Raw genomic sequence first — 25,416 nt, forward strand, 5'->3', positions numbered from 1 at the left:
GGCGTTTTGCCGGATGGCGCTGCGCTTATCCGGCCTACGGGAGGCATCATGGCAACGCATTTAAATCCACCACAAGAAGCCCCATATATGAAAAATGCGACGTTCTATCTTCTGGATAATGACACTACCGTCAATGGTTTAAGCGCCGTTGAACAACTGGTGTGTGAAATTGCCGCAGAACGTTGGCGCGCCGGCAAGCGCGTGCTGATCGCCTGCGAAGATGAGAAGCAGGCCATTCGGCTGGATGAAGCGCTGTGGGCGAGACCGGCGGAAAGTTTTGTCCCGCACAATCTGGCAGGCGAAGGCCCACGCGGCGGCGCGCCGGTTGAAATTGCCTGGCCGCAAAAACGCAACAGCAGCCCGCGCGATATTTTAATCAGCCTGCGTACAAGCTTTGCAGATTTTGCCACCGCTTTCACAGAAGTGGTAGACTTCGTCCCTTACGAAGAAACTTTGAAACAACTGGCGCGCGAACGCTACAAAGCCTACCGCGTGGCTGGTTTTAACCTGAATACGGCAACCTGGAAATAATGGAAAAGACATATAACCCCCAAGATATCGAACAGCCGCTTTACGAGCACTGGGAAAAGCAGGGCTATTTCAAGCCTAACGGCGACGAAAGCAAAGAGTCCTTCTGCATCATGATCCCGCCGCCGAACGTCACCGGCAGTTTGCATATGGGACATGCTTTCCAGCAAACCATCATGGATACCATGATCCGTTACCAGCGTATGCAGGGTAAAAACACCCTGTGGCAGGTCGGCACCGACCACGCCGGGATCGCGACCCAGATGGTGGTTGAGCGCAAGATTGCCGCTGAAGAAGGTAAAACCCGTCACGACTACGGCCGCGATGCGTTTATCGACAAAATCTGGCAGTGGAAAGCGGAATCCGGCGGCACCATTACCCGTCAGATGCGCCGTCTCGGCAACTCCGTTGACTGGGAGCGCGAGCGCTTCACCATGGACGAAGGTCTTTCCAATGCCGTGAAAGAAGTCTTTGTCCGCCTGTACAAAGAAGACCTGATTTACCGTGGCAAACGCCTGGTGAACTGGGACCCGAAGCTGCGCACCGCCATCTCTGACCTGGAAGTGGAAAACCGCGAGTCCAAAGGCTCGATGTGGCACATCCGCTATCCGCTTGCCGACGGCGCGAAAACCGCAGACGGTAAAGATTACCTGGTCGTCGCCACCACCCGTCCGGAAACCGTACTGGGCGATACCGGCGTGGCCGTGAACCCGGAAGATCCGCGTTATAAAGATCTGATTGGCAAATTCGTTATTCTGCCGCTGGTTAACCGCCGTATTCCGATTGTGGGCGACGAACACGCCGATATGGAAAAAGGCACCGGCTGCGTAAAAATCACCCCGGCGCACGACTTTAACGACTATGAAGTCGGGAAACGTCACGCCCTGCCGATGATCAACATCCTGACCTTTGACGGCGACATTCGCGAAAGCGCGGAAGTGTTCGATACCAAAGGTGAAGAGTCTGACGTTTATTCCAGCGAGATTCCGGCTGAGTTCCAGAAGCTGGAACGCTTTGCTGCCCGTAAGGCCATCGTTGCTGCCGTTGACGCGCTCGGCCTGCTGGAAGAAATTAAACCGCACGACCTGACCGTCCCTTACGGCGACCGTGGCGGCGTGGTTATCGAACCGATGCTAACCGACCAGTGGTACGTCCGTGCCGACGTGCTGGCGAAACCGGCGGTGGAAGCGGTTGAAAACGGCGACATTCAGTTCGTGCCGAAGCAGTACGAAAACATGTACTTCTCCTGGATGCGTGATATCCAGGACTGGTGTATCTCTCGTCAGTTGTGGTGGGGTCACCGTATCCCGGCATGGTATGACAACGACGGCAACGTCTACGTTGGCCGTACAGAAGACGAAGTGCGTCAGGAAAACAACCTTGGTGCCGACGTTGCGCTGCGTCAGGACGAAGACGTTCTCGATACCTGGTTCTCCTCCGCGCTGTGGACTTTCTCCACCCTCGGCTGGCCGGAAAACACCGACGCCCTGCGTCAGTTCCACCCCACCAGCGTGATGGTGTCCGGCTTCGATATCATCTTCTTCTGGATTGCCCGCATGATCATGATGACCATGCACTTCATCAAAGATGAAAACGGCAAGCCGCAGGTGCCGTTCCATACCGTCTATATGACCGGTCTGATTCGCGACGACGAAGGCCAGAAGATGTCCAAATCCAAGGGTAACGTTATCGACCCGCTGGATATGGTGGACGGCATCTCCCTGCCGGAACTGCTGGAAAAACGCACCGGCAATATGATGCAGCCGCAGATGGCGGAGAAAATTCGCAAGCGTACCGAGAAGCAGTTCCCGAACGGCATCGAGCCGCACGGCACCGACGCCCTGCGCTTTACCCTGGCGGCGCTGGCCTCGACCGGCCGCGATATCAACTGGGATATGAAGCGTCTGGAAGGTTACCGTAACTTCTGTAACAAGCTGTGGAACGCCAGCCGCTTTGTGCTGATGAACACCGAAGAGCAGGATTGCGGCTTCAACGGCGGCGAAATGACGCTGTCGCTGGCGGACCGCTGGATCCTGGCGGAATTCAACCAGACCGTTAAAGCCTACCGCGACGCTCTGGACAGCTTCCGCTTCGATATCGCCGCAGGCATCCTGTACGAGTTCACCTGGAACCAGTTCTGCGACTGGTATCTGGAGCTGACCAAGCCGGTGATGACCGGGGGTTCCGAGTCTGAGCTGCGCGGCACCCGCCATACGCTGGTCACCGTGCTGGAAGGTTTGCTGCGTCTGGCGCACCCGATCATTCCGTTCATCACCGAAACCATCTGGCAGCGCGTGAAGGTCATTTGCGGTATTACCGCCGACACCATCATGCTGCAGCCGTTCCCGGAATATAACGCCGCACAGGTGGATGAAGCCGCGTTGGCCGATACCGAGTGGCTGAAGCAGGCGATCGTCGCGGTACGTAACATTCGTGCGGAAATGAACATCGCCCCGGGCAAACCGCTGGAACTGCTGCTGCGCGGCTGTAGTGAAGAAGCCGTTCGTCGTGTTAACGACAACCGTAGCTTCCTGCAAACCCTGGCGCGTCTGGAAAGCATCACCGTGCTGCCAGCCGATGACAAAGGCCCGGTTTCCGTGACCAAAATCATCGACGGCGCCGAACTGCTGATCCCGATGGCAGGCCTCATCAACAAAGACGATGAGCTGGCGCGTCTGGCGAAAGAAGTGGCGAAAATCGAAGGCGAGATTGCCCGTATCGAAGGCAAACTGTCCAACGAAGGTTTCGTCGCCCGTGCGCCGGAAGCGGTGATTGCCAAAGAGCGTGAGAAGCTGGACGGTTACGCAGAAGCCAAAGCGAAACTGATTGAGCAGCAGGCGGTTATTAGCGCGCTGTAATCTGAAAGCCTGATGGCGCTTCGCTTACCAGGCCTACACGTTCGCTTATTGACATGGCGCGATCGGTAGGCCGGATAAGGCATTCACGCCGCCATCCGACAACATGAATTATGGGCCGACGTAAACGTCGGCCTTTTTACATCAGATAAACGGGAAGTAAGGCATAATGCCACGAGAAATCCACATTAGCAGGCTGTTTTCCAGCGGCTTCTCATCATTGGTTAACTCAAGCGAATCCAGATCGCCCTGGACCTGTGTATTCTGCGCCAGCCAGCTCACCAGCCAAATTTTCAACCACGGATAAGCCAGCCCTAAGGTCACGCCGGAAATCACAAACACCACCAGTAACCGCCACAGCATACCGTGTGCAGTGACAGAGGAATGAAAACGAATCGAATCGTTCGCCAGTGACAAATTGTTTAAAAACAGGTTGCGTAACGCCACATATAAGTAACTGGTTACCACAATAATCGCGAGAAAATAGAGGAAATAACATGCCATTATCTGGCCATAATATTGCAGAATAAGCGCCCCTCCTGCCTGCGCATTCCCCATCATACTCAAAAGAATCATGTCGGTGAACACCGGCGCGATTAGATAACCAATCACGACAGCAAAAGGGAAAAGGGTCAACATTGCCAACACGCACCCTCTGATGCACGTTTTAACATTAACCTGAATCGAGAAACGATGAATGCCAAAGTTTGCGCCATTGCCAAACAAGGTCATCCATTTGCTGTAGGTAATACCGTTAATGACCCCTATCCCAATAATAGCCAGCAAACCGAGAAAAACGATATTGAACACTAAACCGCCGACGGCGATGGTTACCAGTGAGATAATATAAAGAACAATATAAAGCGCCACCATCAGGAGTACCGGGAGAGCGAACATGTACCACCAGGCGCGCCGCATGGAACACTGGAATCCAAAATGTACGCCATTAAGCGAAGTCATCATCGCCTGATACTGTAATCCTTTCACCGCCATAAAAGGAATAATCGCAATTAATAAGCCGAATAGCGTAAAACCGAGACCGGGATGACCGTGTTCAATAAGAGAGAGGCTAACAATATAAATAATAAAAACTAACAACACACTAATAAATAATGCGCCGCCCGTGGCTTTGTAAGCAAAAGGCTGATTGTTTAGCGTCATATTAGTATAAATATAACGTCGACATTTCACCATCGCCCACGGCGCATAGATTCCCAACGTGATACACGTCAACAAGAAATTCACAAGGCAAATAACAAAATACTTTCCGCCCTTGCCTGTAAACACCAACGTGTGATTATGGTTATCTTTACTACTGATAACGTTATTCATGAATCATATCCCTGAATTACAATCTATTAGAATTAATAATAAAAACCAGTAAATTGTTACTGATTTGACTACGATACTATTTTTGTTTAATTTTTCCGCCTTTTATTTTGTCTGATTCAGGATCTCCTTGCGCGTGACTCAAGACGGTGGTATTAAAGTAATCTATAAATAAATTTTAAAAATTGAGCCATATTATGAATAATGTCGCCTCGCCAACGCTCACGGTGCGCCGAATCACTACCGCCGACAATGCCGCTATTGCCCGTGTCATCCGTCAGGTTTCAGCGGAATACGGACTTACCGCCGATAAAGGTTATACCGTTGCCGACCCCAATCTGGATGAACTGTATCAGGTTTATAGCCAACCGGGCGCGGCCTACTGGGTGGTAGAGCAAAACGGTTGTGTGGTGGGCGGCGGCGGCGTGGCGCCGTTATCCTGTAGCGAACCAGACATTTGTGAACTGCAAAAAATGTATTTTTTACCGGTGATTCGTGGCCAGGGGCTGGCGAAAAAGCTGGCGCTGATGGCGCTGGATCATGCCCGTGAACAGGGTTTTAAACGCTGCTATCTGGAAACAACGGCTTTTTTACGCGAGGCGATTGCGCTATACGAACGTTTAGGATTTGAACATATTAGCGAACCGCTCGGCTGCACCGGACATGTCGATTGCGAAGTGAGGATGTTAAAGGATCTCTGAAAACCAGGCGTTTATTTATCCTCGCCAGGTATTATTTTTGCTGATATAAGTAATCCCGGAAACATCCTGTTATCCGGGAATCACTTATTATTCAAGGAAGTTATAAATGAAACACCTATTATCAGCAATTGTTTTCCCCGCTATGTTTATTAGTATCTCTAATGTATATGCTTTAGATATACAGCCCGGCGAATGGAAAATGGAAAATATAGAAATGCGCACCATCAATCCAGATACAAAAGAAGTATTAATGGATGAAAAAAATTCGGGCATAGCGACGCTTATGTGTTATACCCCTAAAATGTCTGAAGATTCTAAAAAAATGGTGAAGGGTTTTTCTACCAGTGCAGGCGGTTGCACGACAACATTTGTAGAAAGTACGGATACCAAACTGATCAATGAGACTGTGTGTAATAATCCTGATGCCAAATCGCACTCTATTGTAGAAACGACGAAAATAAGCGATACAGAATTTGCGATGACCATGAAATCGGATGTCGATGCAGGAGGTAATAAAACAACCTCCATCAACAAAATTAAACAAACCTTTGTTGGCAAGACCTGCTCTGAAGCGTCAAAAGGCGTGAAACAGTAACTATTTCAACACAAAAACCCGTAGTGATTGATGCAATAATGGCATTGTTCACGGTCACCTTTCGGGAATATAACACTGAGTGAGTTCTTTTTGCCTGCCGCTGGCAGGCTTTACTCAGAACAGAATATCATGAAAATGACCTTTCCTGCTCGCCAGCAGCTTGATGCCGGGCGGATGACCACCACAAATTTTGCAGACAGCGACAGCGTAAAAGATAAAAACGCTAATCTTTAATTTTACCCTTTATCCGGCGGCTGGCACGCCGCTATGAAAACGAAACTCGCGGTCTGGCGACAAGATAAGGTCAGCTTCCACCTCGCCAAAATAGCGCACGCGCGCAGAAATGTCCTCGGCGGAAATCTGCTGCGCCAGCGCCAGGTAATCCTGATAATGCCGCGCTTCGGAGCGCAGAAGCGAGAGATAAAACGTCTGTAAATCCTCATCCAGCCAGGGCGCCAGAGCGGCAAAACGTTCGCAGGAGCGGGCTTCGATATACGCCCCACAAATCAGCTTATCAATTAAGGTGAGCGGTTCGTGCGTGCGTACCGCTTTCAACATTCCTTTCGCGTAGCGGCTGGCGGTGATTTTCACATAAGGAATGTTTCTGGCCTGCATGACCTCGCGTACCTGCCAAAAATGGTGCAACTCCTCTTTAATCAATAACACCATACGGTCGATCAGCTGACGACCCCAGGGGTCATCAGTTTGCGGCATGGCGCTTTTGCTAATCTGTCTATGCAGGGCAACGAAATCCGGCTCCGGCCCCTGACGAAACGCGAACGCCTCGTAAGGTTGCAGCCAGGCGAGCAGCGCGTCGGCGCCCGATTTATCGGCGACATATTTACGCACCAACAGCAACGCGGTTTGCGCAGCCTTCAGTTCGCAGATCAAGTGATCGGTAAGCAGAAGAGGAAGATTTTGCGGATCGCGGGCCTGGACAATCCACGCCTGCGGCGTCGGGCAATGCAGGAAATTAAGCACCGGAGAGAGTATTTGCGGGTAATTCATACGTAACCTGTTAAAAAAATACGACAGCAGACGCTGCCGTACCGTCATACTATACAGCTTTAGTGACGCACGCCGTCGTCATCTTCATCGACATAATCGTCGTCGTCACCCTCTTCGCCATTAGGGTCTTCAAAATAGGTTCCCCAGCCGTCGTATTCAACATCATATTTTTCCGCCAGGTTCATCAGTTGCTCAACCTGAGCGTCGATGAGTTCGGCGTTCAACGCGCACTCGCTGAGGATGTCGCAACAAATAACCGTATCGCCCTCTTCCACTTCCAGCTCTTCCGGCTCCGTCACTTCATAGCCGAGTTTAAAGGCTTCTACCGCGGCTTTTTCCAACGTTTCGAAATCGTCAGCGGAAAGGTGATGCTCGATAGTGTACAGCGCATCCGGATCGCTGCCGTCCTCAAGTAACTCTTCAATAATTAACCGCGTTTCTTCACGCTGCTCTTCCAGTAATTCCGGGTTTGCCATAGCTCGTTCCTCATAGATGTCCTGCCGATACTCTTATTGTCACATACCGCCGACGTTGCCTCCACCTTATCGAGAAAAGTTTTATCAAACAGGGTTGCAAATGAATAATCATCCATATAAAGTGAATTTTAATTCAATGAGAGGCCTAAGCCATGTGAGGGAAGTATGTCTACGTTTTACCAAAAACCTTTTTTAAAGTTACTTGATTTCACCGCCAGTGAACTCACTGCTCTGTTGCAGCTTGCCGCCAAACTGAAAGCCGATAAGAAAAACGGTAAAGAAGAACAAAAGCTGGTGGGTAAAAATATTGCGCTCATCTTCGAAAAAGACTCGACCCGGACACGATGCTCTTTCGAAGTTGCCGCATACGATCAGGGGGCGCGCGTGACGTACCTGGGCTCCAGCGGGAGCCAGATCGGCCATAAAGAGTCCATCAAAGATACTGCCCGCGTCCTGGGCCGGATGTTTGACGGTATTCAGTATCGAGGATATGGCCAGGAGATCGTCGAAACGCTGGCTGAATATTCCGGTGTGCCGGTATGGAACGGTTTAACCGATGAGTATCACCCAACGCAATTACTGGCGGATCTGCTCACCATGCAGGAACATCTGCCGGGTAAAGCCTTTAACGAGATGACGTTGGTCTATGCCGGAGACGCGCGTAATAACATGGGTAACTCCATGCTGGAAGCCGCCGCGTTAACAGGATTGGATCTCCGTCTGGTCGCGCCAAAAGCCTGCTGGCCGCAAGCCGCGTTAGTGGCGGAGTGCAGCGCCATGGCGAAAAAGAACGGTGGCGCCATCACCCTGACCGAAGATATCGCCTCGGGCGTAAAAGGCGCGGATTTTATCTATACCGATGTTTGGGTCTCTATGGGCGAACCCAAAGAGAAATGGGCGGAGCGTATTGCCCTGCTGCGTGATTATCAGGTCAACAGCCAGATGATGGCGTTAACCGGCAATCCGCAGGTTAAGTTCCTGCATTGTCTGCCTGCGTTCCATGATGACGAAACCACGCTCGGCAAAAAAATGGCCGAAGAGTACGGTTTACATGGCGGGATGGAAGTGACCGACGAGGTTTTTGAGTCTGCGGCCAGCATTGTCTTTGATGAAGCGGAAAACCGAATGCATACCATCAAAGCAGTAATGGTAGCGACGCTGTCTAAATAATGTCGTTATGATGCCGGATGGCGGTTGGCCTACAAAATCGCAACGTGCAGGCGCCGCCATCCGGACAAAATATTACGCCATCAGCATTTTCACCACCGCTTTACGTACCCGCGCCGGTTCTCCCACCGCGCACAGGGGCTTATGCACTTCGCCGGGATAAAACACCACAAAGTCGCCTTCGTTCAGGACGACGGTTTTCTCGTCGACGCTCGTCGGTAAAAATGCAATGTCTTTATCCGTCAGCCAGTCCGTGTGCGGCGTTCCTGCAGGCCGGGTACTGAATGCCATCCCTTCCTGACCTTGTAGCACAATCTGAATATCAAGATAACGGGCGTGATACTCTGCGCTGCGCGATTCGCCCGGCTCCGTCATATTTTCAGAAATCATATAAAACAGCCTGTCGCCGTCAATGTCATACTTACCTGGCGCGGTCGTTGCCGTGACATGCGCATTGACGTGCTCAATCGCCTGCCGTAACGCCGTCGGCAGCCAGGCCTCCAGATGTTCAATATTGCCAATAATCATCGCATCCCCTTAGTTAAAACAGCATTTTATTTTTTCTCTTTATACGAGAAAAATGGCTGCCATACTACCCTTACTCTCATCGATTTTGCGCCAGCGCATGTTTATCGCCAGCGGTGTTTATATATTGTTAATAGTTCGCCCAACTTTATGCAGTACCTATGCATAAACCCCAGCGGCGCCAAATCGCCATCACTAACAACCCTTTGATATTAAAGGCGTTAACATAAAAACGTTTTAGCGATCACAATTCGCTCTCCCTGCATAAATGACTTCTATATCCATAGTTATTTTTAAATTATTTAAATATCCCCGATAATAAAATCCCCCTCACGCATAGTTATGCAACTCTTAAAAATAATCACTTTGTTTTCAATTAGTTAAGATTTAAATATCATTCAATACAACAAACAAATAATTAACAATAAAAAAATAACAAACCATATAGCTGCGTAGTAATTCATTTAATGCCTTATTGTTTTTTGAATTTCTCTGACCCGGCTCATATATTAAATAAGAAAAATAGCACTCCTTGATTGATGTGAATCTCATCACATTAACAACCCAAATAAAATTCAATCATTGCTCCCGAATTTAACTGAAACGCCGCGACTGCAAGCACGCTAAATATTTGCAGCCACTCCTTCTTTATTCTTGAAATTATGTAAAAGGTATAATGATGGAAAAGCATTTTGTCGGTTCTGAAATCGGTCAATTACGCAGTGTAATGTTGCATCGGCCCAATCTCAGCCTAAAAAGACTTACCCCTTCAAATTGTCAGGAATTACTTTTTGACGATGTATTATCCGTAGAGCGCGCTGGCGAAGAGCATGACATTTTTGCCAACACGCTGCGCCAGCAAGGGATAGAAGTGTTGCTGTTAACCGACCTGCTCACCCAAACGCTGGATGTGGCTGACGCTAAAGCCTGGCTACTGGACACGCAAATTTCCGATTATCGCCTTGGGCCCACCTTTGCCGCAGATATTCGCGCCTGGTTGGCGGATATGCCGCACCGTGAACTGGCTCGCCATTTAAGCGGCGGTTTAACTTACGGCGAAATCCCCGCCTCCATAAAAAATATGGTGGTCGATACTCACGATATTAATGACTTTATTATGAAGCCATTACCGAATCACCTATTTACCCGTGACACGTCCTGCTGGATATATAACGGCGTCTCAATTAACCCCATGGCGAAACCTGCACGCCAACGTGAAACGAATAATTTACGTGCTATTTATCGCTGGCATCCTCAATTCGCAGACGGTGATTTCATTAAATATTTCGGCGACGAGGACATTAATTACGACCACGCCACTTTAGAGGGCGGCGATGTGCTGGTGATTGGCCGCGGCGCGGTGTTGATCGGTATGTCTGAACGTACTACGCCGCAGGGCGTCGAGTTCCTGGCGCAGGCATTGTTTAAACATCGTCAGGCGGAACGCGTCATTGCCGTTGAACTGCCAAAACATCGCTCCTGTATGCACCTTGACACCGTCATGACCCACATTGATATCGACACCTTCTCCGTCTATCCGGAAGTCGTTCGCCCGGACGTTCAGTGCTGGACGCTGACGCCAGACGGACGCGGCGGTCTGAAACGAACCCAGGAGAGCACGCTGGTTCATGCTCTTGAAAAAGCGCTTGGCATCGATCAGGTGCGCTTAATCACCACTGGCGGCGACGCATTTGAAGCTGAGCGCGAACAGTGGAATGACGCCAATAACGTGCTCACCCTGCGTCCCGGCGTGGTGGTGGGCTATGAGCGCAACATCTGGACCAACGAAAAATACGACAAAGCCGGCATTACCGTCCTTCCCATTCCCGGCGATGAACTGGGTCGCGGGCGCGGGGGCGCACGCTGCATGAGCTGTCCACTGGAACGCGATGGTATTTAAAGGAGACGTTATGGAAAACAAACGCACACTGGTCGTCGCGCTGGGCGGCAATGCGCTGCTCAAACGCGGCGAACCGCTGGAGGCTGATATTCAGCGTAAAAATATCGAACTGGCGGCCAGAACCATCGCCCAGCTTACCCGGCAATGGCGCGTGGTGTTAGTGCATGGCAACGGCCCACAGGTAGGACTGCTGGCGCTACAAAATAGCGCCTACGCTAACGTTACGCCCTACCCGCTTGATATTCTCGGTGCGGAAAGCCAGGGCATGATTGGCTACATGCTGCAACAGGCGCTGAAGAATCATCTGCCGGAGCGTGAAATCAGCGTCCTGCTCACCCAGGTCGAAGTCGATGCCAACGACCCGGCATTCCTCAATCCAACCAAATATATCGGACCGATTTACGACGAAGCGCAGGCCCGTGCGTTACAGGCAGAAAAGGGCTGGGTATTCAAAGCCGACGGTAACGCCTTCCGCCGCGTTGTGCCCTCCCCGCAGCCGAAACGCATTGTGGAAAACGATGCCATCCGCGCGCTGATTAGCCGCGATCACCTGGTTATCTGTAACGGCGGCGGCGGTGTGCCGGTCGTGGAAAAAGCCGATGGCTACCACGGTATCGAGGCGGTGATCGACAAAGATCTGTCCGCCGCCCTGCTTGCCAGCCAAATTCACGCCGACGCGCTGCTCATTCTGACCGATGCCGACGCGGTGTATCTCGACTGGGGCAAGCCCACCCAACGCCCGCTGGCGCAGGTTACGCCGGAGCTGCTTCGTGAAATGCAGTTCGACGCCGGTTCGATGGGCCCGAAAGTGACCGCCTGCGCTGAGTTTGTCAGCCATTGCCGCGGCATTGCCGGAATCGGCTCGCTGGCGGATGGGCAAGCCATTCTCGCGGGCGAGAAAGGTACTTTGATTCGGTGTGAAACCGCCGACGTTGACGCATAAGGCTTTTTACCGGATGGCGGCTTCCGCCTTATCCGGCCTACAGCGCGCGCATAACCGTGGGCCGGATAAGCGCAGCGCCATCAGGCAATTCATTTTAACAAGGATATTGTAATGGTTATTTCACTGAAAAATCGTAACTTTTTGAAGCTGCTTGACTACACCCCGGCGGAAATCCAACACCTCATCGATCTGGCTATTGAGCTGAAAGCCGCAAAAAAAGCCGGATGCGAAAAGCAAACGCTGATCGGCAAAAACATCGCGCTGATTTTTGAAAAAACCTCTACCCGCACCCGATGCGCGTTTGAAGTCGCCGCTTTCGACCAGGGCGCGCAGGTGACTTATCTCGGCCCAAGCGGCTCGCAGATCGGCCATAAAGAGTCCATGAAAGATACTGCTCGCGTCCTGGGGCGGATGTATGACGGCATCGAATATCGCGGTTTTGGTCAACACATTGTGGAAGAGCTGGGGGAATACGCGGGCGTTCCCGTCTGGAACGGCCTGACCGATGAATTTCACCCCACACAGATCCTGGCCGATCTGATGACCATGCTGGAACACGCGCCGGGTAAAACGCTGCCGGAACTGAGCTTCGCCTACCTGGGCGACGCGCGCAACAACATGGGCAACTCGCTGATGGTGGGCGCGGCGAAGATGGGCATGGATATCCGCCTGATAGCGCCAAAGTCCTTCTGGCCTGATGCCGCGCTGGTCGCGCAGTGCCGGGAAATCGCCAGCGTTACCGGCGCTCGTATCACCTTAACGGAGAGCGTTGAAGACGGCGTTCACGGTGTGGATTTCCTCTATACCGACGTCTGGGTCTCGATGGGAGAACCCAAAGAAGCCTGGGCGGAGCGCGTCAGTCTGATGACGCCATATCAGGTCAACCAGCAGGTGGTAAACGCTACCGGTAATCCTGATGTGAAGTTTATGCACTGCCTGCCCGCCTTCCATAACGAGCACACCAAAGTGGGACGCGAAATCGAAATGGCTTACGGCCTGAAAGGACTGGAGGTCACGGAAGAGGTGTTCGAGTCCGCAGGCTCGATAGTCTTCGATGAAGCGGAAAACCGGATGCACACCATCAAAGCGGTCATGGTGGCGACGCTCGGCGACTAATCCCACAGGATATGCGCCCTCGCGGCGCATATCCGTGATATCAGGAGAGAACATCATGGGTAAATTTAAATTTCCCACCGCTTATACCATCCTGTTTATTCTTATTGCCCTGGTCGCGGTGATGACCTGGATTGTGCCGGCGGGAAAATACCAAATGGCGATGAACGCCACGCTGGGAAAAGAGGTGCCGGTGGCGGGAACGTATGCCCCCGTGGACGCGCATCCGCAAGGGATTACCGCTGTTTTACTGGCGCCGATTGACGGCCTCTATAACCACGAAACCTACACCGCCGGCGCCATTGACGTCGCGCTGTTTGTCTTGATTATCGGCGGCTTTCTGGGGGTGGTGAATAAAACGGGGGCGATTGATGCCGGTATTGAACGGGTAACAGTCAAACTCAACGGCAAAGATGAGTGGATGATCCCCATTCTGATGGCGCTGTTCGCCGCAGGCGGCACTATCTATGGCATGGCGGAGGAGTCGTTGCCCTTCTACACGCTGCTGGTGCCAGTTATGATGGCGGCCCGCTTCGATCCGTTAGTGGCGGCGGCAACCGTACTGCTCGGCGCCGGGATAGGCACGCTCGGTTCGACCATTAACCCTTTCGCCACGGTCATTGCCGCCAACGCCGCCGGCATCCCTTTTACTCAGGGAATGCTGATGCGCGTACTGCTGTTAATTGTCGGCTACGTACTGTGCGTGTTTTGGGTAATGCGCTATGCGCGCAAAGTCCGCGCCCATCCTGAGCTTTCTGTCGTGGCGGATAAAATGGAGGAAAATCGCGCCCATTTCCTCGGCAATCGCGCCAATACACTGCTGGAGTTTACGGCTACCCGGAAATGGGTGCTGCTGATCTTCGCCGCCTCTTTCGCGGTGATGATTTACGGCGTGGCGGTTCTCGGCTGGTGGATGGCGGAAATCTCCGGCGTTTTTCTGGCGGCGGCGATTATCGTTGGCGTGATAACGCGGATGGGTGAGGAAGCGTTCACCAGTACCTTTATCGACGGCGCGCGGGATTTGCTCGGCGTGGCGCTAATTATTGGTATCGCGCGCGGCATTGTGGTGGTCATGGATAACGGTATGATTACCCATACCATTTTGCACAGCGCGGAAAGTCTGGTTTCCGGCCTCTCTACCACCATTTTCATAAACGTAACCTACTGGCTGGAAGTATTGCTCTCCTTCCTGGTGCCCTCCTCTTCCGGTCTTGCCGTATTGACGATGCCCATTATGGCGCCGTTAGCGGATTTTGCCCACGTACAACGGGATTTGGTCGTAACCGCCTACCAGTCGGCCTCCGGGATTGTGAATCTGGTTACTCCCACCTCCGCCGTGGTCATGGGCGGTCTGGCAATCGCGCGGGTTCCCTATGTCCGCTATCTGAAATGGGTCGCGCCGCTGTTGCTGATCCTGACATTGCTGAATATGGCGGTACTGAGCATCGGAGCGATGATGTAACGAGCCAGATGGCGACGCGCCTTATCCGACAGGACTGATAAGCACAGCGCCATCAGGCACGCCGTCACCTTTTTTGATCGGCTTCTCATTTTCCTGCAAAACCGCCCGATTGATCCGCAATCAATGTGACAAATGTGATGAATTTCGCCAGTCCGTTGATATCAATAATAAAGATAAGGTGCATTTATGAAGGAATACGATGATTACTCCGCCAAAGAACAACAGCAACTGGCGGTTTGTCAGCGCCTGATTAGTGAAAAAAGTTACCTGTCCCAGGAGGAGATTCGCCGCGATTTACAAAATGAGGGATTTGAAGGTATTAGTCAGTCTACGGTTTCGCGCCTGCTCAAGCTGCTGGGCGCAATAAAAATCAGAAATACGAAGGGACAAAAGATTTATTCCGTAAATCCCCAGCGGCGTCCTTCGCCGGATGCCGGACGTTCAATAGCCGAAATGGTCGTCAGCGTTGAACATAATAGCGAATTTATCCTTATCCATACGGCGGCAGGTTATGGTCGCGCCGTCGCGAGAATTCTGGATTACCACGCATTGCCGGAAATTCTCGGCGTCGTTGCCGGTAGCAGTATTGTCTGGGTCGCACCACGGGTCGTTCAGCGCACGGCGCTGGTACACAAACAAATTAATTATTTGCTTAAAATGAATTTAAATTCATAAGAACCGTTTGCGATGAGTAAATCATGCATTAATTGCTTGATCCCCAAACAGAGCTGAGTATAATCGCGGACAATTTGCCGGGAGGAAGCATGGTTCAGTGTGTACGACATTCTGTCTTACCGCGTCTGAAAAAGGACGCAGGCCTGCCGTTTTTCTTTCCGTTGAAAACCAATACCAAGCCCCTCAATTGAGGGGCTTTTTTTTGCCCAGGCGTCAGGAGATAAACATGGCTAACCCGCTATATCAAAAACATATCATTTCCATAAACGACCTCAGCCGCGACGATCTTAATCTGGTACTGGCGACGGCGGCGAAATTAAAAGCCAACCCGCAGCCGGAGCTATTGAAACATAAAGTGATCGCCAGCTGCTTTTTCGAAGCCTCCACGCGTACCCGCCTGTCGTTTGAAACTTCAATGCATCGCCTGGGCGCCAGCGTAGTGGGCTTCTCCGACAGCGCCAACACGTCGCTGGGGAAAAAAGGAGAAACGTTAGCCGACACGATCTCAGTGATTAGCACTTACGTGGACGCGATTGTGATGCGCCATCCGCAAGAAGGCGCGGCACGTCTGGCGACGGAGTTTTCCGGTCAGGTGCCGGTGCTCAATGCGGGCGACGGTTCGAACCAGCATCCGACGCAGACCCTGTTGGATCTGTTCACCATCCAGGAAACACAGGGCCGTCTGGATAACCTGCATATCGCGATGGTCGGCGATCTGAAATATGGCCGCACCGTGCATTCGCTAACCCAGGCGCTGGCGAAATTTAGCGGCAACCGTTTTTATTTTATCGCGCCGGACGCGCTGGCGATGCCGCAGTACATTCTGGATATGCTGGATGAAAAAGGAATGGCCTGGAGCCTGCATGGGTCTATTGAAGAGGTCATGGCCGACGTCGACATCCTCTATATGACTCGCGTACAGAAAGAGCGTCTCGACCCGTCGGAGTACGCCAATGTGAAGGCGCAGTTTGTTCTGCGCGCCAGCGACCTGAACGGCGCGCGTGAAAATATGAAAGTGCTGCACCCGCTGCCGCGGATTGATGAAATCACCACGGATGTGGATAAAACGCCACACGCCTGGTACTTCCAACAGGCGGGCAACGGTATTTTCGCTCGCCAGGCGTTACTGGCGTTGGTACTGAATAGCGAACTGAGTCTGTAAGGGAGAAAAACGATGACACACGATAACAAACTGCAGGTTGAAGCCATTAAATGCGGCACCGTGATTGACCATATCCCTGCGCAGGTAGGCTTTAAACTGCTGAGTCTGTTTAAATTGACCGAGACCGATCAGCGAATCACTATCGGTCTGAATCTCCCGTCTGGCGAGATGGGGCGTAAGGACTTAATTAAAATAGAAAACACCTTCCTCACCGATGAGCAGGTTAACCAACTTGCTCTGTACGCGCCGCAGGCCACCGTTAACCGCATCGACAACTACGACGTAGTCGGGAAATCACGTCCCAGCCTGCCGGAGCGTATTAATAATGTGCTGGTTTGCCCGAACAGCAACTGCATCAGCCACGCGGAACCGGTATCCTCCAGCTTTGCAGTGAAAAAACGCGCCAATGATATCGCCCTCAAATGCAAATACTGTGAAAAAGAGTTTTCGCATAATGTGGTGCTGGCCAACTAATGGGGGTTGGTTATGAGATCCCGGCTCCCTATAATGAGCGGGGACATTCTATTACCGCTGTAATTCAGGAGAAATCATGAGCAAAACTATTGCGACGGAAAATGCACCAGCAGCAATCGGCCCATACGTACAGGGCGTTGACCTGGGTAGCATGGTAATCACTTCCGGTCAGATCCCGGTCGATCCGAAAACCGGTGCCGTAGCGGAAGACGTATCCGCTCAGGCACGTCAGTCGCTGGAAAACGTTAAAGCTATCGTGGAAGCCGCTGGCCTGAAAGTAGGCGACATTGTGAAAACGACCGTATTCGTGAAAGACCTGAACGATTTCGCGACCGTCAACGCCACCTACGAAGCCTTCTTCACCGAGCACAACGCCACCTTCCCGGCGCGTTCCTGCGTGGAAGTTGCCCGTCTGCCGAAAGACGTGAAAATTGAGATTGAAGCGATCGCTGTTCGTCGCTAAGCGCCGGACGTCATCCCCGCCGGGCGGCGCAAGTTTGCCCGGTTCGGGGCACCAACAGCCATGGAGAGGCGGCAATGGTAAGATCGCGTTTTACCGAGGAACAAATCGCCGATTTTCTGCAACAGTCGAAAAACGGCGTACCGAATAAGGCGTTGTGCGAAGAATATGGATTTAGCAACAGCACGCTCCGTCGCTGGCAGGAGAAGCATGCTGAAAGCGTACGCCAGGAATTAAAACAGATAGAATCTACCGCGAAGATAGTCTTTTTATGCTTCATTGTCGCAGCCATATTGCTTACCCTTATGTTTCCTAAACCCACTGGCGCCTTAGCGATTCCTCCTTACTTAGTTTATTGCGTTAGCTATATTCGCCGCTTTCGTCGCATATCCGCAAAACATATCCGGCGGTGGGATATCTCCTCCTCTCGTTCCGGATTGGGGGCAGAGAACACATTTTACAAACTTAGCTGGACATTCCTCTTTTTTATGCCTGCATATAGCATTCTACAGTTGCTTGAATAAGCCCTGAAATTTAAAGATAAAGCCGATCGCGTTAAACTTGTCGAGCTTTACGGGCATCTGACCTGGTTAGCGATATCGGGGATTAAGCACGCTGGCGAATCCCCGACGAAAGTGTTTACTGCCAGCCATAACGTCGGCTGTAAAACCCTTTCACCAACTGAGTTAACGTCATATAGCCCGCCAGAATGGCAATCAGCCACGGGAAATAGCTTAACGGCAGCGCCTGCAATTGCAGGTAAGACGCCAGCGGCGAAAACGGCAACGAAACTCCCACGACCATCACCAACAATGTCATCGCCATCAGCGGCCAGGCGGCGCGACTTTGAATAAACGGCAGACGACGGGTACGGATCATATGCACAATCAGCGTTTGCGACAGTAATCCCACCACAAACCAGCCGGACTGGAACAAAGTTTGCGTTTCTGGCGTATTCGCATGAAATACCCACCACATCAGACAAAAGGTCAAAATGTCGAAAATCGAGCTGATCGGACCGAAAAAGACCATAAAGCGCCCCAAATCCGCCGGATTCCAGCGCTGCGGCTTTTGAATTTGTTCTTCATCGACATTATCAAACGGAATCGCCACCTGGGATACATCGTACAGCAGGTTTTGAATCAGCAAGTGCAGCGGCAGCATTGGCAAGAACGGCAAAAAGGCGCTCGCCACCAGTACGCTAAACACGTTACCGAAATTTGAGCTGGCCGTCATCTTGATATATTTCAACATATTAGAAAAAGTACGACGACCTTCAATGACGCCTTCTTCCAGCACCATCAGGCTCTTTTCCAGCAGAATAATATCGGCGGCTTCACGGGCGATGTCCACCGCGCCATCTACCGAGATACCAATATCCGCCGCCCGCAGCGCCGGGGCATCGTTAATCCCGTCGCCCATAAAACCGACCACATGCCCCTCGCGTTTGAGCAAAGTGACGATGCGCTCTTTATGCATCGGCGTCAGACGCGCAAACAACGTCGTATGGGCGGCCAGCGCCGCCAGCGCGTCGTCGCTTAACCCTTCAATATCACTGCCAATAACGACATCGCCCGCATCCAGCCCAACTTCATGGCAAACTTTCGACGCTACCAGCTCGCTGTCGCCGGTGAGAATTTTCACCGTAATTCCGCTCGCCTTCAGCGCTTTCAGCGCCGGCGCGGTGGTCTCTTTCGGCGGATCGAGAAAAGCAATATACCCTTCCAGGATCAGGTCAGATTCATCGATACGCTGGTAATCGCCCCCACGTGCAGGCAGGTATTTGGTCGCGACGGCGACCACGCGTAGCCCCTGACGGTTCAGCGTGTCGGTAACGCGTTTCACCCGGCGCAGCATATTGTCGTCCAGCGGCACAATATCGCCGTTGTGGCGCACCTGAGTACACACGTTCAGGATCTCCTGTAACGCGCCTTTGCAGACCAGTTGATGCACGCTCGAATCTTCGGCCACCACCACCGACATCCGGCGACGCTCAAAATCAAACGGAATCTCATCGATTTTCTGCCAGCGTCCGGAGAGCTGACGCGCGGCGGTTTCGTCTACTCCCTCCAGGACCGCCGTATCCAGTAAGTTTTTTAGACCGGTCTGATAATGGCTGTTCAGCCAGGCGCAATGCAGTACATGCTCGCTGGGCTTACCAGAAATATCCGTATGATTCTCCAGCACAATTTTATCCTGCGTCAGAGTGCCGGTTTTATCGGTGCACAGAATATCCATCGCGCCGAAGTTCTGAATCGCATCAAGGTGCTTCACGATAACTTTCTGTTTCGAGAGCTTCACCGCCCCGCGCGCGAGGGTGGAGGTGACGATCATCGGCAACATTTCCGGGGTGAGCCCTACCGCGACCGAAAGCGCAAATAACGCCGCTTCCCACCAGTCACCTTTCGTGTAACCATTAATAATCAGTACTACCGGCGCCATGACCAGCATAAAGCGGATCAGCAACATGCTGACGCGGCTAATTCCTTTCTGGAAAGCGTTCTGCTCGTTATCTTGTTCCGACACGCGCCCCGCCAATTGACCAAACCAGGTGTCGGCGCCGGTCGCCATCACCACGGCCTGCGCCGTTCCGCTCACGACGTTCGTCCCCATAAAGCACAGCGTGTCGCACTCAAGCGGGTTATTTTGCCGGGGCTCACGCGTCGCGGCGACTTTCTCGACCGGCAGAGATTCGCCGGTCAGCGACGCCTGGGCGACAAACAGATCGCGCGCCTGGATAATCCGTAAATCCGCCGGGATCATATCCCCCGCCGCCAGCTTAATAATATCGCCGGGCACCAGTTGATCGATGGGTAATTCCAGCCAGGCGTTTTCGCCATTTTCATTAATAACCCGCAGTACGGTAGCGGTATTACTCACCATCGCTTTTAGCGCGTCCGCTGCTTTCGTCGAGCGCGCTTCCTGCACAAAATTCAGCAGCGTTGAGATACCGACCATCAGGGCGATAACGCCTGCGGCAAACAGATCCTCCGTGGCATAAGAAATGCCGCCAAGAATCGTGAGTAAGATGTTGAAAGGATTGCGATAACATACCCACAGATGCACCCACCACGGCGAGGGTTTCTGTGCCGGAAGGCGGTTTTCGCCATGCTTTTCACGCGCGCGCGTTACCTCGGCGGCGTTTAATCCCTCCGGGTGCGTATCAAAAACGCGCCAGAGAGTCTCCTGCTCCATTGCCGCGACTTTCAGACAGCGTTCGCTCAGCGAAGGCGGGATAGTCGCATTTACCGCGGTCTGCGCCCCGGGCAGCGGATCGCGGTGAACCAGACGATAAGGCAAATGACGATTAAGCCGGGCAAAAAGCTGGCGGGTAATGGTTTTTAGCATAGGTAATCCCTCCGCGCCGAAGTCAGGCGCAGAAAATTCTTCAGGCGCGGCAAAGCCTTGCCCGATGAGCAATGTTTAAATAAAAACAGGGACGTTATTGTGTCACTGTCTTACACACCGGTAAGACAGCAGAGGCAGGCTTACCGGAAAAGGAAAATTCTCCATCGCGGGAGAGGGGTGGGTTCAGGGTCCATGTCGCCTCCGGTAAGTAAACGATTTGCGCCGTGGATTATACGCATAAATCCATAAGTTTTGTGGCAATTATGGCGGTATCATACCGTTACGTAATTAAACCAACGATAAACCAGACTTTGCCCATTGCCCTTCGCTTGAGTAAAGTTACTCTTTTTATCACCAATCACCATCAGCGTCACGCCACGGGAAAACAGGATGCAAAACCGGCTCACTATCAAAGACATCGCCCGCCTGAGCGGCGTAGGGAAATCAACCGTTTCCCGCGTGCTTAACAATGAAAGCGGCGTAAGCGAACGTACCCGCGAGCGTGTCGAAGCGGTGATGAATCAACACGGTTTCTCTCCGTCCCGCTCCGCCCGTGCGATGCGGGGACAAAGCGATAAAGTGGTCGCTATTATCGTCACTCGCCTTGATTCGTTGTCTGAAAATCTCGCGGTTCAGACCATGCTGCCTGCGTTTTATGAACAGGGCTACGACCCTATTATGATGGAAAGTCAGTTCTCGCCGACGCTGGTAATGGAACATCTGGGCATGCTCAGACGACGTAACATTGATGGCGTGGTGCTGTTTGGCTTTACCGGCATCACAGAAGAGTTGATCGCCCCCTGGAAAGCCTCGCTGGTGCTGCTGGCAAGAGATGCGCAAGGTTTTGCCTCCGTCTGTTACGACGACGAGGGCGCGATTCATATCCTTATGCAGCGGCTGTATGAGCAGGGACACCGCAACATTAGCTTTCTGGGCGTTCCCCATAGCGATATTACCACCGGCAAACGTCGGCATGACGCATACCTGGCGTTTTGCAAAAAACATAAACTTCATCCCGTCGCCGCCCTGCCCGGTCTTGCCATGAAGCAGGGCTATGAGCATACGGCAAGCGTCATCATGCCGGATACCACCGCGTTAGTCTGCGCCACCGATACGCTGGCGTTGGGCGCCAGTAAGTATTTACAGGAGCAACGTATTGAGACGCTGCAACTGGCAAGCGTCGGGAACACGCCGCTGATAAAATTCCTGCACCCGGAGATCGTCACTGTCGATCCTGGCTATGCTGAAGCCGGACGGCAGGCGGCTTCGCAGCTGATCGAACAGATCAATGGCCGCTGCGATCCGCGCCGGATCGTCATTCCTTCTACCCTCGCCTGAGTGACTAATTAAACGGAATACCACGAGTAATTTGTGATCGTCGCTGCGTTTCGGGAACGTTCCCATTTTTAAACCACCGTTGAAGAGCTACTCTTGCGCCAACCCATAACTTACCTCCTCTGCCATGAGGCTTTACGATGAGCAAAGTAAAACAAGCCGATATCGACCGGCTGATTGACCTGGTCGGCGGGCGTGACAACATCGCCACGGTGAGCCACTGCATTACTCGCCTGCGCTTTGTGCTCCACCAGCCCGCGAACGCCAGGCCAAAAGAGATCGAACAATTACCGATGGTTAAAGGCTGTTTCACCAACGCCGGGCAGTTTCAGGTGGTGATCGGCACCGAAGTCGGCGATTACTATAACGCGCTGCTGGAGACCACCGGCAAAGCGTATGCTGATAAAGAGCAGGCCAAAAAAGCCGCTCGCCAGAACATGAAGTGGCATGAGCAGTTAATTTCCCACTTTGCGGAGATCTTCTTTCCGCTACTACCGGCGTTGATCAGCGGCGGTTTGATCTTAGGCTTTCGTAACGTGATCGGCGATGTGCCGATGAGCAACGGCCAAACGCTGGCGCAGATGCATCCAGCGCTAAAAACGCTTTATGATTTTTTATGGTTGATCGGCGAAGCGATCTTTTTCTATCTGCCGGTGGGGATCTGCTGGTCGGCGGTGAAAAAAATGGGCGGCACGCCGATTCTTGGTATCGTGCTCGGCGTGACGCTGGTGTCGCCGCAGTTGATGAATGCGTATCTGCTGGGCCAGCAAACGCCGGACGTCTGGAACTTCGGCTTATTTAGCATTGAGAAAGTGGGCTACCAGGCGCAGGTTATCCCGGCGCTACTGGCAGGGCTGGCGCTTGGGTTTATTGAAACGCGGTTGAAACGCATCGTGCCGGATTATCTCTACCTGGTCGTCGTCCCGGTGTGTTCGTTGATACTGGCCGTCTTTCTCGCCCACACCTTTATCGGCCCCTTTGGTCGTATGATCGGCGACGGTGTGGCCTTTGCGGTACGTTATCTGATGACCGGCAGTTTCGCCCCGATAGGCGCGGCGCTGTTCGGCTTCCTGTATGCCCCGCTGGTCATTACCGGCGTCCACCAGACAACGCTCGCTATCGATATGCAGATGATCCAGAGCATGGGCGGTACGCCAGTCTGGCCGCTGATTGCGCTGTCGAATATCGCGCAGGCCTCCGCCGTGGTGGGCATCATCATCTCCAGCCGTAAACACAATGAACGCGAGATCTCCGTTCCTGCCGCCATTTCCGCTTACCTTGGGGTAACCGAACCGGCGATGTACGGTATCAATCTAAAGTATCGTTTTCCGATGCTGTGCGCGATGATCGGATCTGGTCTGGCGGGACTGCTCTGCGGTCTGAACGGCGTCATCGCCAACGGTATCGGCGTGGGCGGCCTGCCGGGCATCCTGTCTATACCGCCGCGCTACTGGCAGGTGTACGGCATGGCGATGGTTATCGCGATCGTTATCCCGGTGATTCTGACCACCTTTATCTATCAGCGTAAGCATCGTCAGGGCACATTACAAATTGTCTAATACTTCTTCGGGGCGCAGTTGCGTCCCAACGCACTTGCAGGAAACAACAATGACTATTCCCCTCTGGTGGCAAAACGGCGTTATCTATCAGATCTACCCAAAAAGTTTTCAGGACACGACCGGCAGCGGCACAGGCGATTTACGCGGCGTCACGCAGCGCCTTGACTATCTACAGCGACTCGGCGTGGACGCCATCTGGCTCACGCCGTTTTATATCTCGCCGCAGGTGGATAACGGTTATGACGTCGCAAATTATACGGCTATCGACCCGACCTACGGCACGCTGGATGATTTTGACGAGCTGGTCGCGCAGGCGAAAGCACGCGGTATTCGCATCATCCTGGATATGGTGTTTAACCATACTTCTACCCAGCACGCCTGGTTTCGCGAAGCGCTGAACAAAGAGAGCCCATACCGTCAGTTTTATATCTGGCGCGATGGCACGCCGGATGTCTGCCCGAATAACTGGCAATCCAAATTTGGCGGCAGCGCCTGGCGCTGGCATAGCCAGAGCGAACAATATTATTTACACCTTTTCGCGCCTGAACAGGCCGACCTGAACTGGGAAAACCCCGCCGTGCGCGCCGAGCTGAAAAAGGTCTGCGAATTCTGGGCCGATCGCGGCGTGGATGGCCTGCGTCTGGACGTGGTGAACCTGATCGCCAAAGATCAGGACTTCCCTGACGATCCGACGGGCGACGGACGCCGCTTTTATACCGACGGACCGCGCGCGCATACGTTTTTACGCGAAATGAACCGTGACGTTTTTACACCGCGTAATCTGATGACGGTAGGCGAAATGTCCTCTACCACGCTGGAAAACTGCCAGCAATATGCCGCGCTTAGCGGCGACGAACTCTCGATGACCTTCAATTTTCATCATCTGAAGGTGGATTACCCCAATGGCGAAAAGTGGACGCTGGCAAAACCTGATTATGTGGCGCTGAAAGCGTTGTTCCGCCACTGGCAACAGGGAATGCATAACGTCGCCTGGAACGCGTTATTCTGGTGTAATCACGATCAGCCGCGCATCGTTTCCCGCTTTGGCGACGAGGGGGAATACCGGGTTCCAGCCGCGAAAATGCTGGCGATGGCGCTGCACGGTATGCAAGGGACGCCTTATATCTATCAGGGCGAAGAAATCGGCATGACCAACCCACACTTTACCCGCATCACCGATTATCGCGACGTGGAAAGCCATAACATGTTTGCCGCGCTACGCGCCGCCGGGCGCGACCCCGACGAACTGCTGGCTATCCTGGCCAGTAAATCCCGCGACAACAGCCGCACGCCGATGCAGTGGGACAACGGTAAAAACGCCGGTTTCACCCAAGGCGAGCCGTGGATAAGCCTGTGCGATAACTATACGGAGGTTAACGTCGCGGCGGCATTACGCGATGAAAACTCGGTGTTTTACACCTATCAAAAGCTGATTGCGCTACGTAAAACCCAGCCTGTACTGATCTGGGGCGATTATCAGGATCTCCTCCCGGATAGCCCATCAGTATGGTGTTATCGCCGCCAGTGGCAGGGGCAAACCCTGCTGGTTGTCGCCAATCTGAGCGACCAGTGTCAGGAGTGGCATCCACCGCATATCAAAGGACAGTGGCAGGCGCTACTGCATAATTATGGCGAGGTCGCCAGCCAGCCAGCCGCGATGACGCTCCGCCCATTTGAAGCCATCTGGTGGTTACAACGCTAACGCGACGTCCTTGTATTATCGGCGATACAGAATGAGTTGATTCTGTAGGTTAACGACCATGTTCAGGGCAAAGCAGGACGGCGACATCCTGTGGCTAAC

At 52.7% G+C, this 25,416-nt stretch carries 26 protein-coding genes and 1 pseudogene; 19 read left to right on the plus strand and 8 right to left on the minus strand.

The window, feature by feature from the left end; genetic code table 11:
- Positions 1-87: 87 nt before the first annotated feature.
- Together holC and LCS67_RS19500 are read left to right on the plus strand one after the other, a co-directional pair.
- Positions 88-531: a DNA polymerase III subunit chi gene (gene holC / locus LCS67_RS19495; RefSeq protein WP_001523689.1), complete on the plus strand. Its 444-nt coding sequence runs from the start codon at positions 88-90 to the stop codon at positions 529-531.
- On the plus strand, positions 531-3,386 hold the full coding sequence (locus LCS67_RS19500; protein ID WP_000416331.1) for a valine--tRNA ligase: 2,856 nt from the start codon (positions 531-533) through the stop codon (positions 3,384-3,386). The genes holC and LCS67_RS19500 overlap by 1 nt, the downstream gene beginning before the upstream one ends.
- A 141-nt stretch (positions 3,387-3,527) precedes the next feature.
- On the opposite strand, the gene LCS67_RS19505 is transcribed toward LCS67_RS19500, so the two are convergent.
- Entirely contained in the window at positions 3,528-4,715 is a 1,188-nt protein-coding gene (locus tag LCS67_RS19505) for a YjgN family protein (RefSeq protein ID WP_001066974.1), read from the minus strand.
- Positions 4,716-4,909: 194 nt separating this feature from the next.
- Here LCS67_RS19505 and LCS67_RS19510 point away from each other — a divergent pair, with 194 nt between their 5' ends.
- Entirely contained in the window at positions 4,910-5,413 is a 504-nt protein-coding gene (locus tag LCS67_RS19510) for a GNAT family N-acetyltransferase (protein WP_001519079.1), read from the plus strand.
- A 106-nt stretch (positions 5,414-5,519) separates the two neighbouring features.
- Positions 5,520-6,008, plus strand: coding sequence for a DUF3617 domain-containing protein (locus LCS67_RS19515; protein ID WP_000681668.1), 489 nt, complete (start codon positions 5,520-5,522; stop codon positions 6,006-6,008).
- Between the two features lie 243 nt (positions 6,009-6,251).
- Here LCS67_RS19515 and miaE read toward each other — a convergent pair whose 3' ends face one another.
- Positions 6,252-7,064, minus strand: coding sequence for a tRNA isopentenyl-2-thiomethyl-A-37 hydroxylase MiaE (gene miaE / locus LCS67_RS19520; RefSeq protein ID WP_000218452.1), 813 nt, complete (start codon positions 7,062-7,064; stop codon positions 6,252-6,254).
- Positions 7,065-7,075: 11 nt separating this feature from the next.
- On the minus strand, positions 7,076-7,492 hold the full coding sequence (gene rraB / locus LCS67_RS19525; protein ID WP_000002940.1) for a ribonuclease E inhibitor RraB: 417 nt from the start codon (positions 7,490-7,492) through the stop codon (positions 7,076-7,078).
- A 100-nt stretch (positions 7,493-7,592) separates the two neighbouring features.
- Here rraB and argL point away from each other — a divergent pair, with 100 nt between their 5' ends.
- Together argL and argF (LCS67_RS19535) are read left to right on the plus strand one after the other, a co-directional pair.
- Positions 7,593-7,688 (plus strand): putative translational regulatory protein ArgL, encoded by a 96-nt coding sequence (gene argL / locus LCS67_RS22890; protein WP_223148976.1) that lies wholly within the window; start codon positions 7,593-7,595, stop codon positions 7,686-7,688.
- The gene (gene argF, locus LCS67_RS19535; RefSeq protein ID WP_000103041.1) at positions 7,658-8,662 is read left to right on the plus strand and encodes an ornithine carbamoyltransferase; all 1,005 of its coding nucleotides are present in this window, start codon (positions 7,658-7,660) and stop codon (positions 8,660-8,662) included. Before argL ends, argF (LCS67_RS19535) begins: the two co-directional genes overlap by 31 nt.
- Positions 8,663-8,734: 72 nt before the next feature.
- Here the strand turns inward: argF (LCS67_RS19535) and LCS67_RS19540 are convergent, their stop codons facing one another.
- A complete protein-coding gene (locus LCS67_RS19540; protein WP_000583457.1) occupies positions 8,735-9,187 on the minus strand; it encodes a YhcH/YjgK/YiaL family protein in 453 nt (150 codons plus the stop codon).
- Between the two features lie 676 nt (positions 9,188-9,863).
- On the opposite strand from LCS67_RS19540, the gene arcA reads away from it, so the two are divergent.
- Both arcA and arcC read left to right on the plus strand, forming a co-directional pair.
- Positions 9,864-11,084, plus strand: coding sequence for an arginine deiminase (gene arcA, locus LCS67_RS19545; RefSeq protein WP_000410838.1), 1,221 nt, complete (start codon positions 9,864-9,866; stop codon positions 11,082-11,084).
- 10 nt (positions 11,085-11,094) lie between these two features.
- On the plus strand, positions 11,095-12,027 hold the full coding sequence (gene arcC / locus LCS67_RS19550; protein ID WP_000428751.1) for a carbamate kinase: 933 nt from the start codon (positions 11,095-11,097) through the stop codon (positions 12,025-12,027).
- A 5-nt stretch (positions 12,028-12,032) separates the two neighbouring features.
- Here the strand turns inward: arcC and LCS67_RS22895 are convergent.
- Positions 12,033-12,115, minus strand: a pseudogene (locus LCS67_RS22895) (hypothetical protein); the annotation flags it as partial.
- 23 nt (positions 12,116-12,138) lie between these two features.
- Between LCS67_RS22895 and argF (LCS67_RS19555) the strand changes: the two are divergent.
- From argF (LCS67_RS19555) to LCS67_RS19565, 3 genes are all read left to right on the plus strand, one after another.
- Complete coding sequence (gene argF, locus LCS67_RS19555; RefSeq protein ID WP_000237031.1) at positions 12,139-13,143, plus strand: ornithine carbamoyltransferase; 1,005 nt, start codon at positions 12,139-12,141, stop codon at positions 13,141-13,143.
- 55 nt (positions 13,144-13,198) lie between these two features.
- On the plus strand, positions 13,199-14,602 hold the full coding sequence (locus LCS67_RS19560) for a YfcC family protein (protein WP_000514438.1): 1,404 nt from the start codon (positions 13,199-13,201) through the stop codon (positions 14,600-14,602).
- A 186-nt stretch (positions 14,603-14,788) separates the two neighbouring features.
- Complete coding sequence (locus LCS67_RS19565; RefSeq protein ID WP_000666051.1) at positions 14,789-15,277, plus strand: arginine repressor; 489 nt, start codon at positions 14,789-14,791, stop codon at positions 15,275-15,277.
- On the opposite strand, the gene LCS67_RS19570 is transcribed toward LCS67_RS19565, so the two are convergent.
- Positions 15,247-15,387: a hypothetical protein gene (locus tag LCS67_RS19570; protein ID WP_077905461.1), complete on the minus strand. Its 141-nt coding sequence runs from the start codon at positions 15,385-15,387 to the stop codon at positions 15,247-15,249. The genes LCS67_RS19565 and LCS67_RS19570 overlap by 31 nt on opposite strands.
- On the opposite strand from LCS67_RS19570, the gene pyrL reads away from it, so the two are divergent.
- From pyrL to LCS67_RS19595, 5 genes are all read left to right on the plus strand, one after another.
- Positions 15,367-15,468, plus strand: a complete 102-nt coding sequence (pyrL, locus tag LCS67_RS19575; RefSeq protein ID WP_000249504.1) for a pyr operon leader peptide — start codon at positions 15,367-15,369, stop codon at positions 15,466-15,468. The two genes, LCS67_RS19570 and pyrL, sit on opposite strands and share 21 nt — an antisense overlap.
- Positions 15,469-15,503: 35 nt before the next feature.
- Positions 15,504-16,439 (plus strand): aspartate carbamoyltransferase, encoded by a 936-nt coding sequence (pyrB, locus tag LCS67_RS19580; protein ID WP_000013055.1) that lies wholly within the window; start codon positions 15,504-15,506, stop codon positions 16,437-16,439.
- Between the two features lie 12 nt (positions 16,440-16,451).
- On the plus strand, positions 16,452-16,913 hold the full coding sequence (gene pyrI / locus LCS67_RS19585) for an aspartate carbamoyltransferase regulatory subunit (protein ID WP_000148566.1): 462 nt from the start codon (positions 16,452-16,454) through the stop codon (positions 16,911-16,913).
- A 76-nt stretch (positions 16,914-16,989) separates the two neighbouring features.
- Positions 16,990-17,376: a 2-iminobutanoate/2-iminopropanoate deaminase gene (ridA, locus tag LCS67_RS19590; protein ID WP_000047544.1), complete on the plus strand. Its 387-nt coding sequence runs from the start codon at positions 16,990-16,992 to the stop codon at positions 17,374-17,376.
- Between the two features lie 74 nt (positions 17,377-17,450).
- The gene (locus LCS67_RS19595; protein ID WP_000252557.1) at positions 17,451-17,897 is read left to right on the plus strand and encodes a transposase; all 447 of its coding nucleotides are present in this window, start codon (positions 17,451-17,453) and stop codon (positions 17,895-17,897) included.
- A 115-nt stretch (positions 17,898-18,012) separates the two neighbouring features.
- Here the strand turns inward: LCS67_RS19595 and mgtA are convergent, their stop codons facing one another.
- Together mgtA and mgtL are read right to left on the minus strand one after the other, a co-directional pair.
- Positions 18,013-20,721, minus strand: coding sequence for a magnesium-translocating P-type ATPase (mgtA, locus tag LCS67_RS19600; RefSeq protein ID WP_031615735.1), 2,709 nt, complete (start codon positions 20,719-20,721; stop codon positions 18,013-18,015).
- A 140-nt stretch (positions 20,722-20,861) separates the two neighbouring features.
- A complete protein-coding gene (mgtL, locus tag LCS67_RS22900) occupies positions 20,862-20,960 on the minus strand; it encodes a mgtA regulatory leader peptide MgtL (protein ID WP_107320725.1) in 99 nt (32 codons plus the stop codon).
- 151 nt (positions 20,961-21,111) lie between these two features.
- On the opposite strand from mgtL, the gene treR reads away from it, so the two are divergent.
- The 3 genes from treR to treC all read left to right on the plus strand — a co-directional run bounded on the left by treR (position 21,112) and on the right by treC (position 25,317).
- Entirely contained in the window at positions 21,112-22,059 is a 948-nt protein-coding gene (gene treR, locus LCS67_RS19610; protein ID WP_001181297.1) for a trehalose operon repressor TreR, read from the plus strand.
- A 137-nt stretch (positions 22,060-22,196) separates the two neighbouring features.
- On the plus strand, positions 22,197-23,615 hold the full coding sequence (gene treB, locus LCS67_RS19615; RefSeq protein ID WP_000048828.1) for a PTS trehalose transporter subunit IIBC: 1,419 nt from the start codon (positions 22,197-22,199) through the stop codon (positions 23,613-23,615).
- A 49-nt stretch (positions 23,616-23,664) separates the two neighbouring features.
- Positions 23,665-25,317, plus strand: a complete 1,653-nt coding sequence (gene treC / locus LCS67_RS19620; protein WP_000155049.1) for an alpha,alpha-phosphotrehalase — start codon at positions 23,665-23,667, stop codon at positions 25,315-25,317.
- The last annotated feature ends 99 nt before the right edge of the window (positions 25,318-25,416 follow it).

The organism is Salmonella sp. A7, assembly GCF_020181675.1.
Taxonomy (GTDB): domain Bacteria; phylum Pseudomonadota; class Gammaproteobacteria; order Enterobacterales; family Enterobacteriaceae; genus Salmonella; species Salmonella enterica.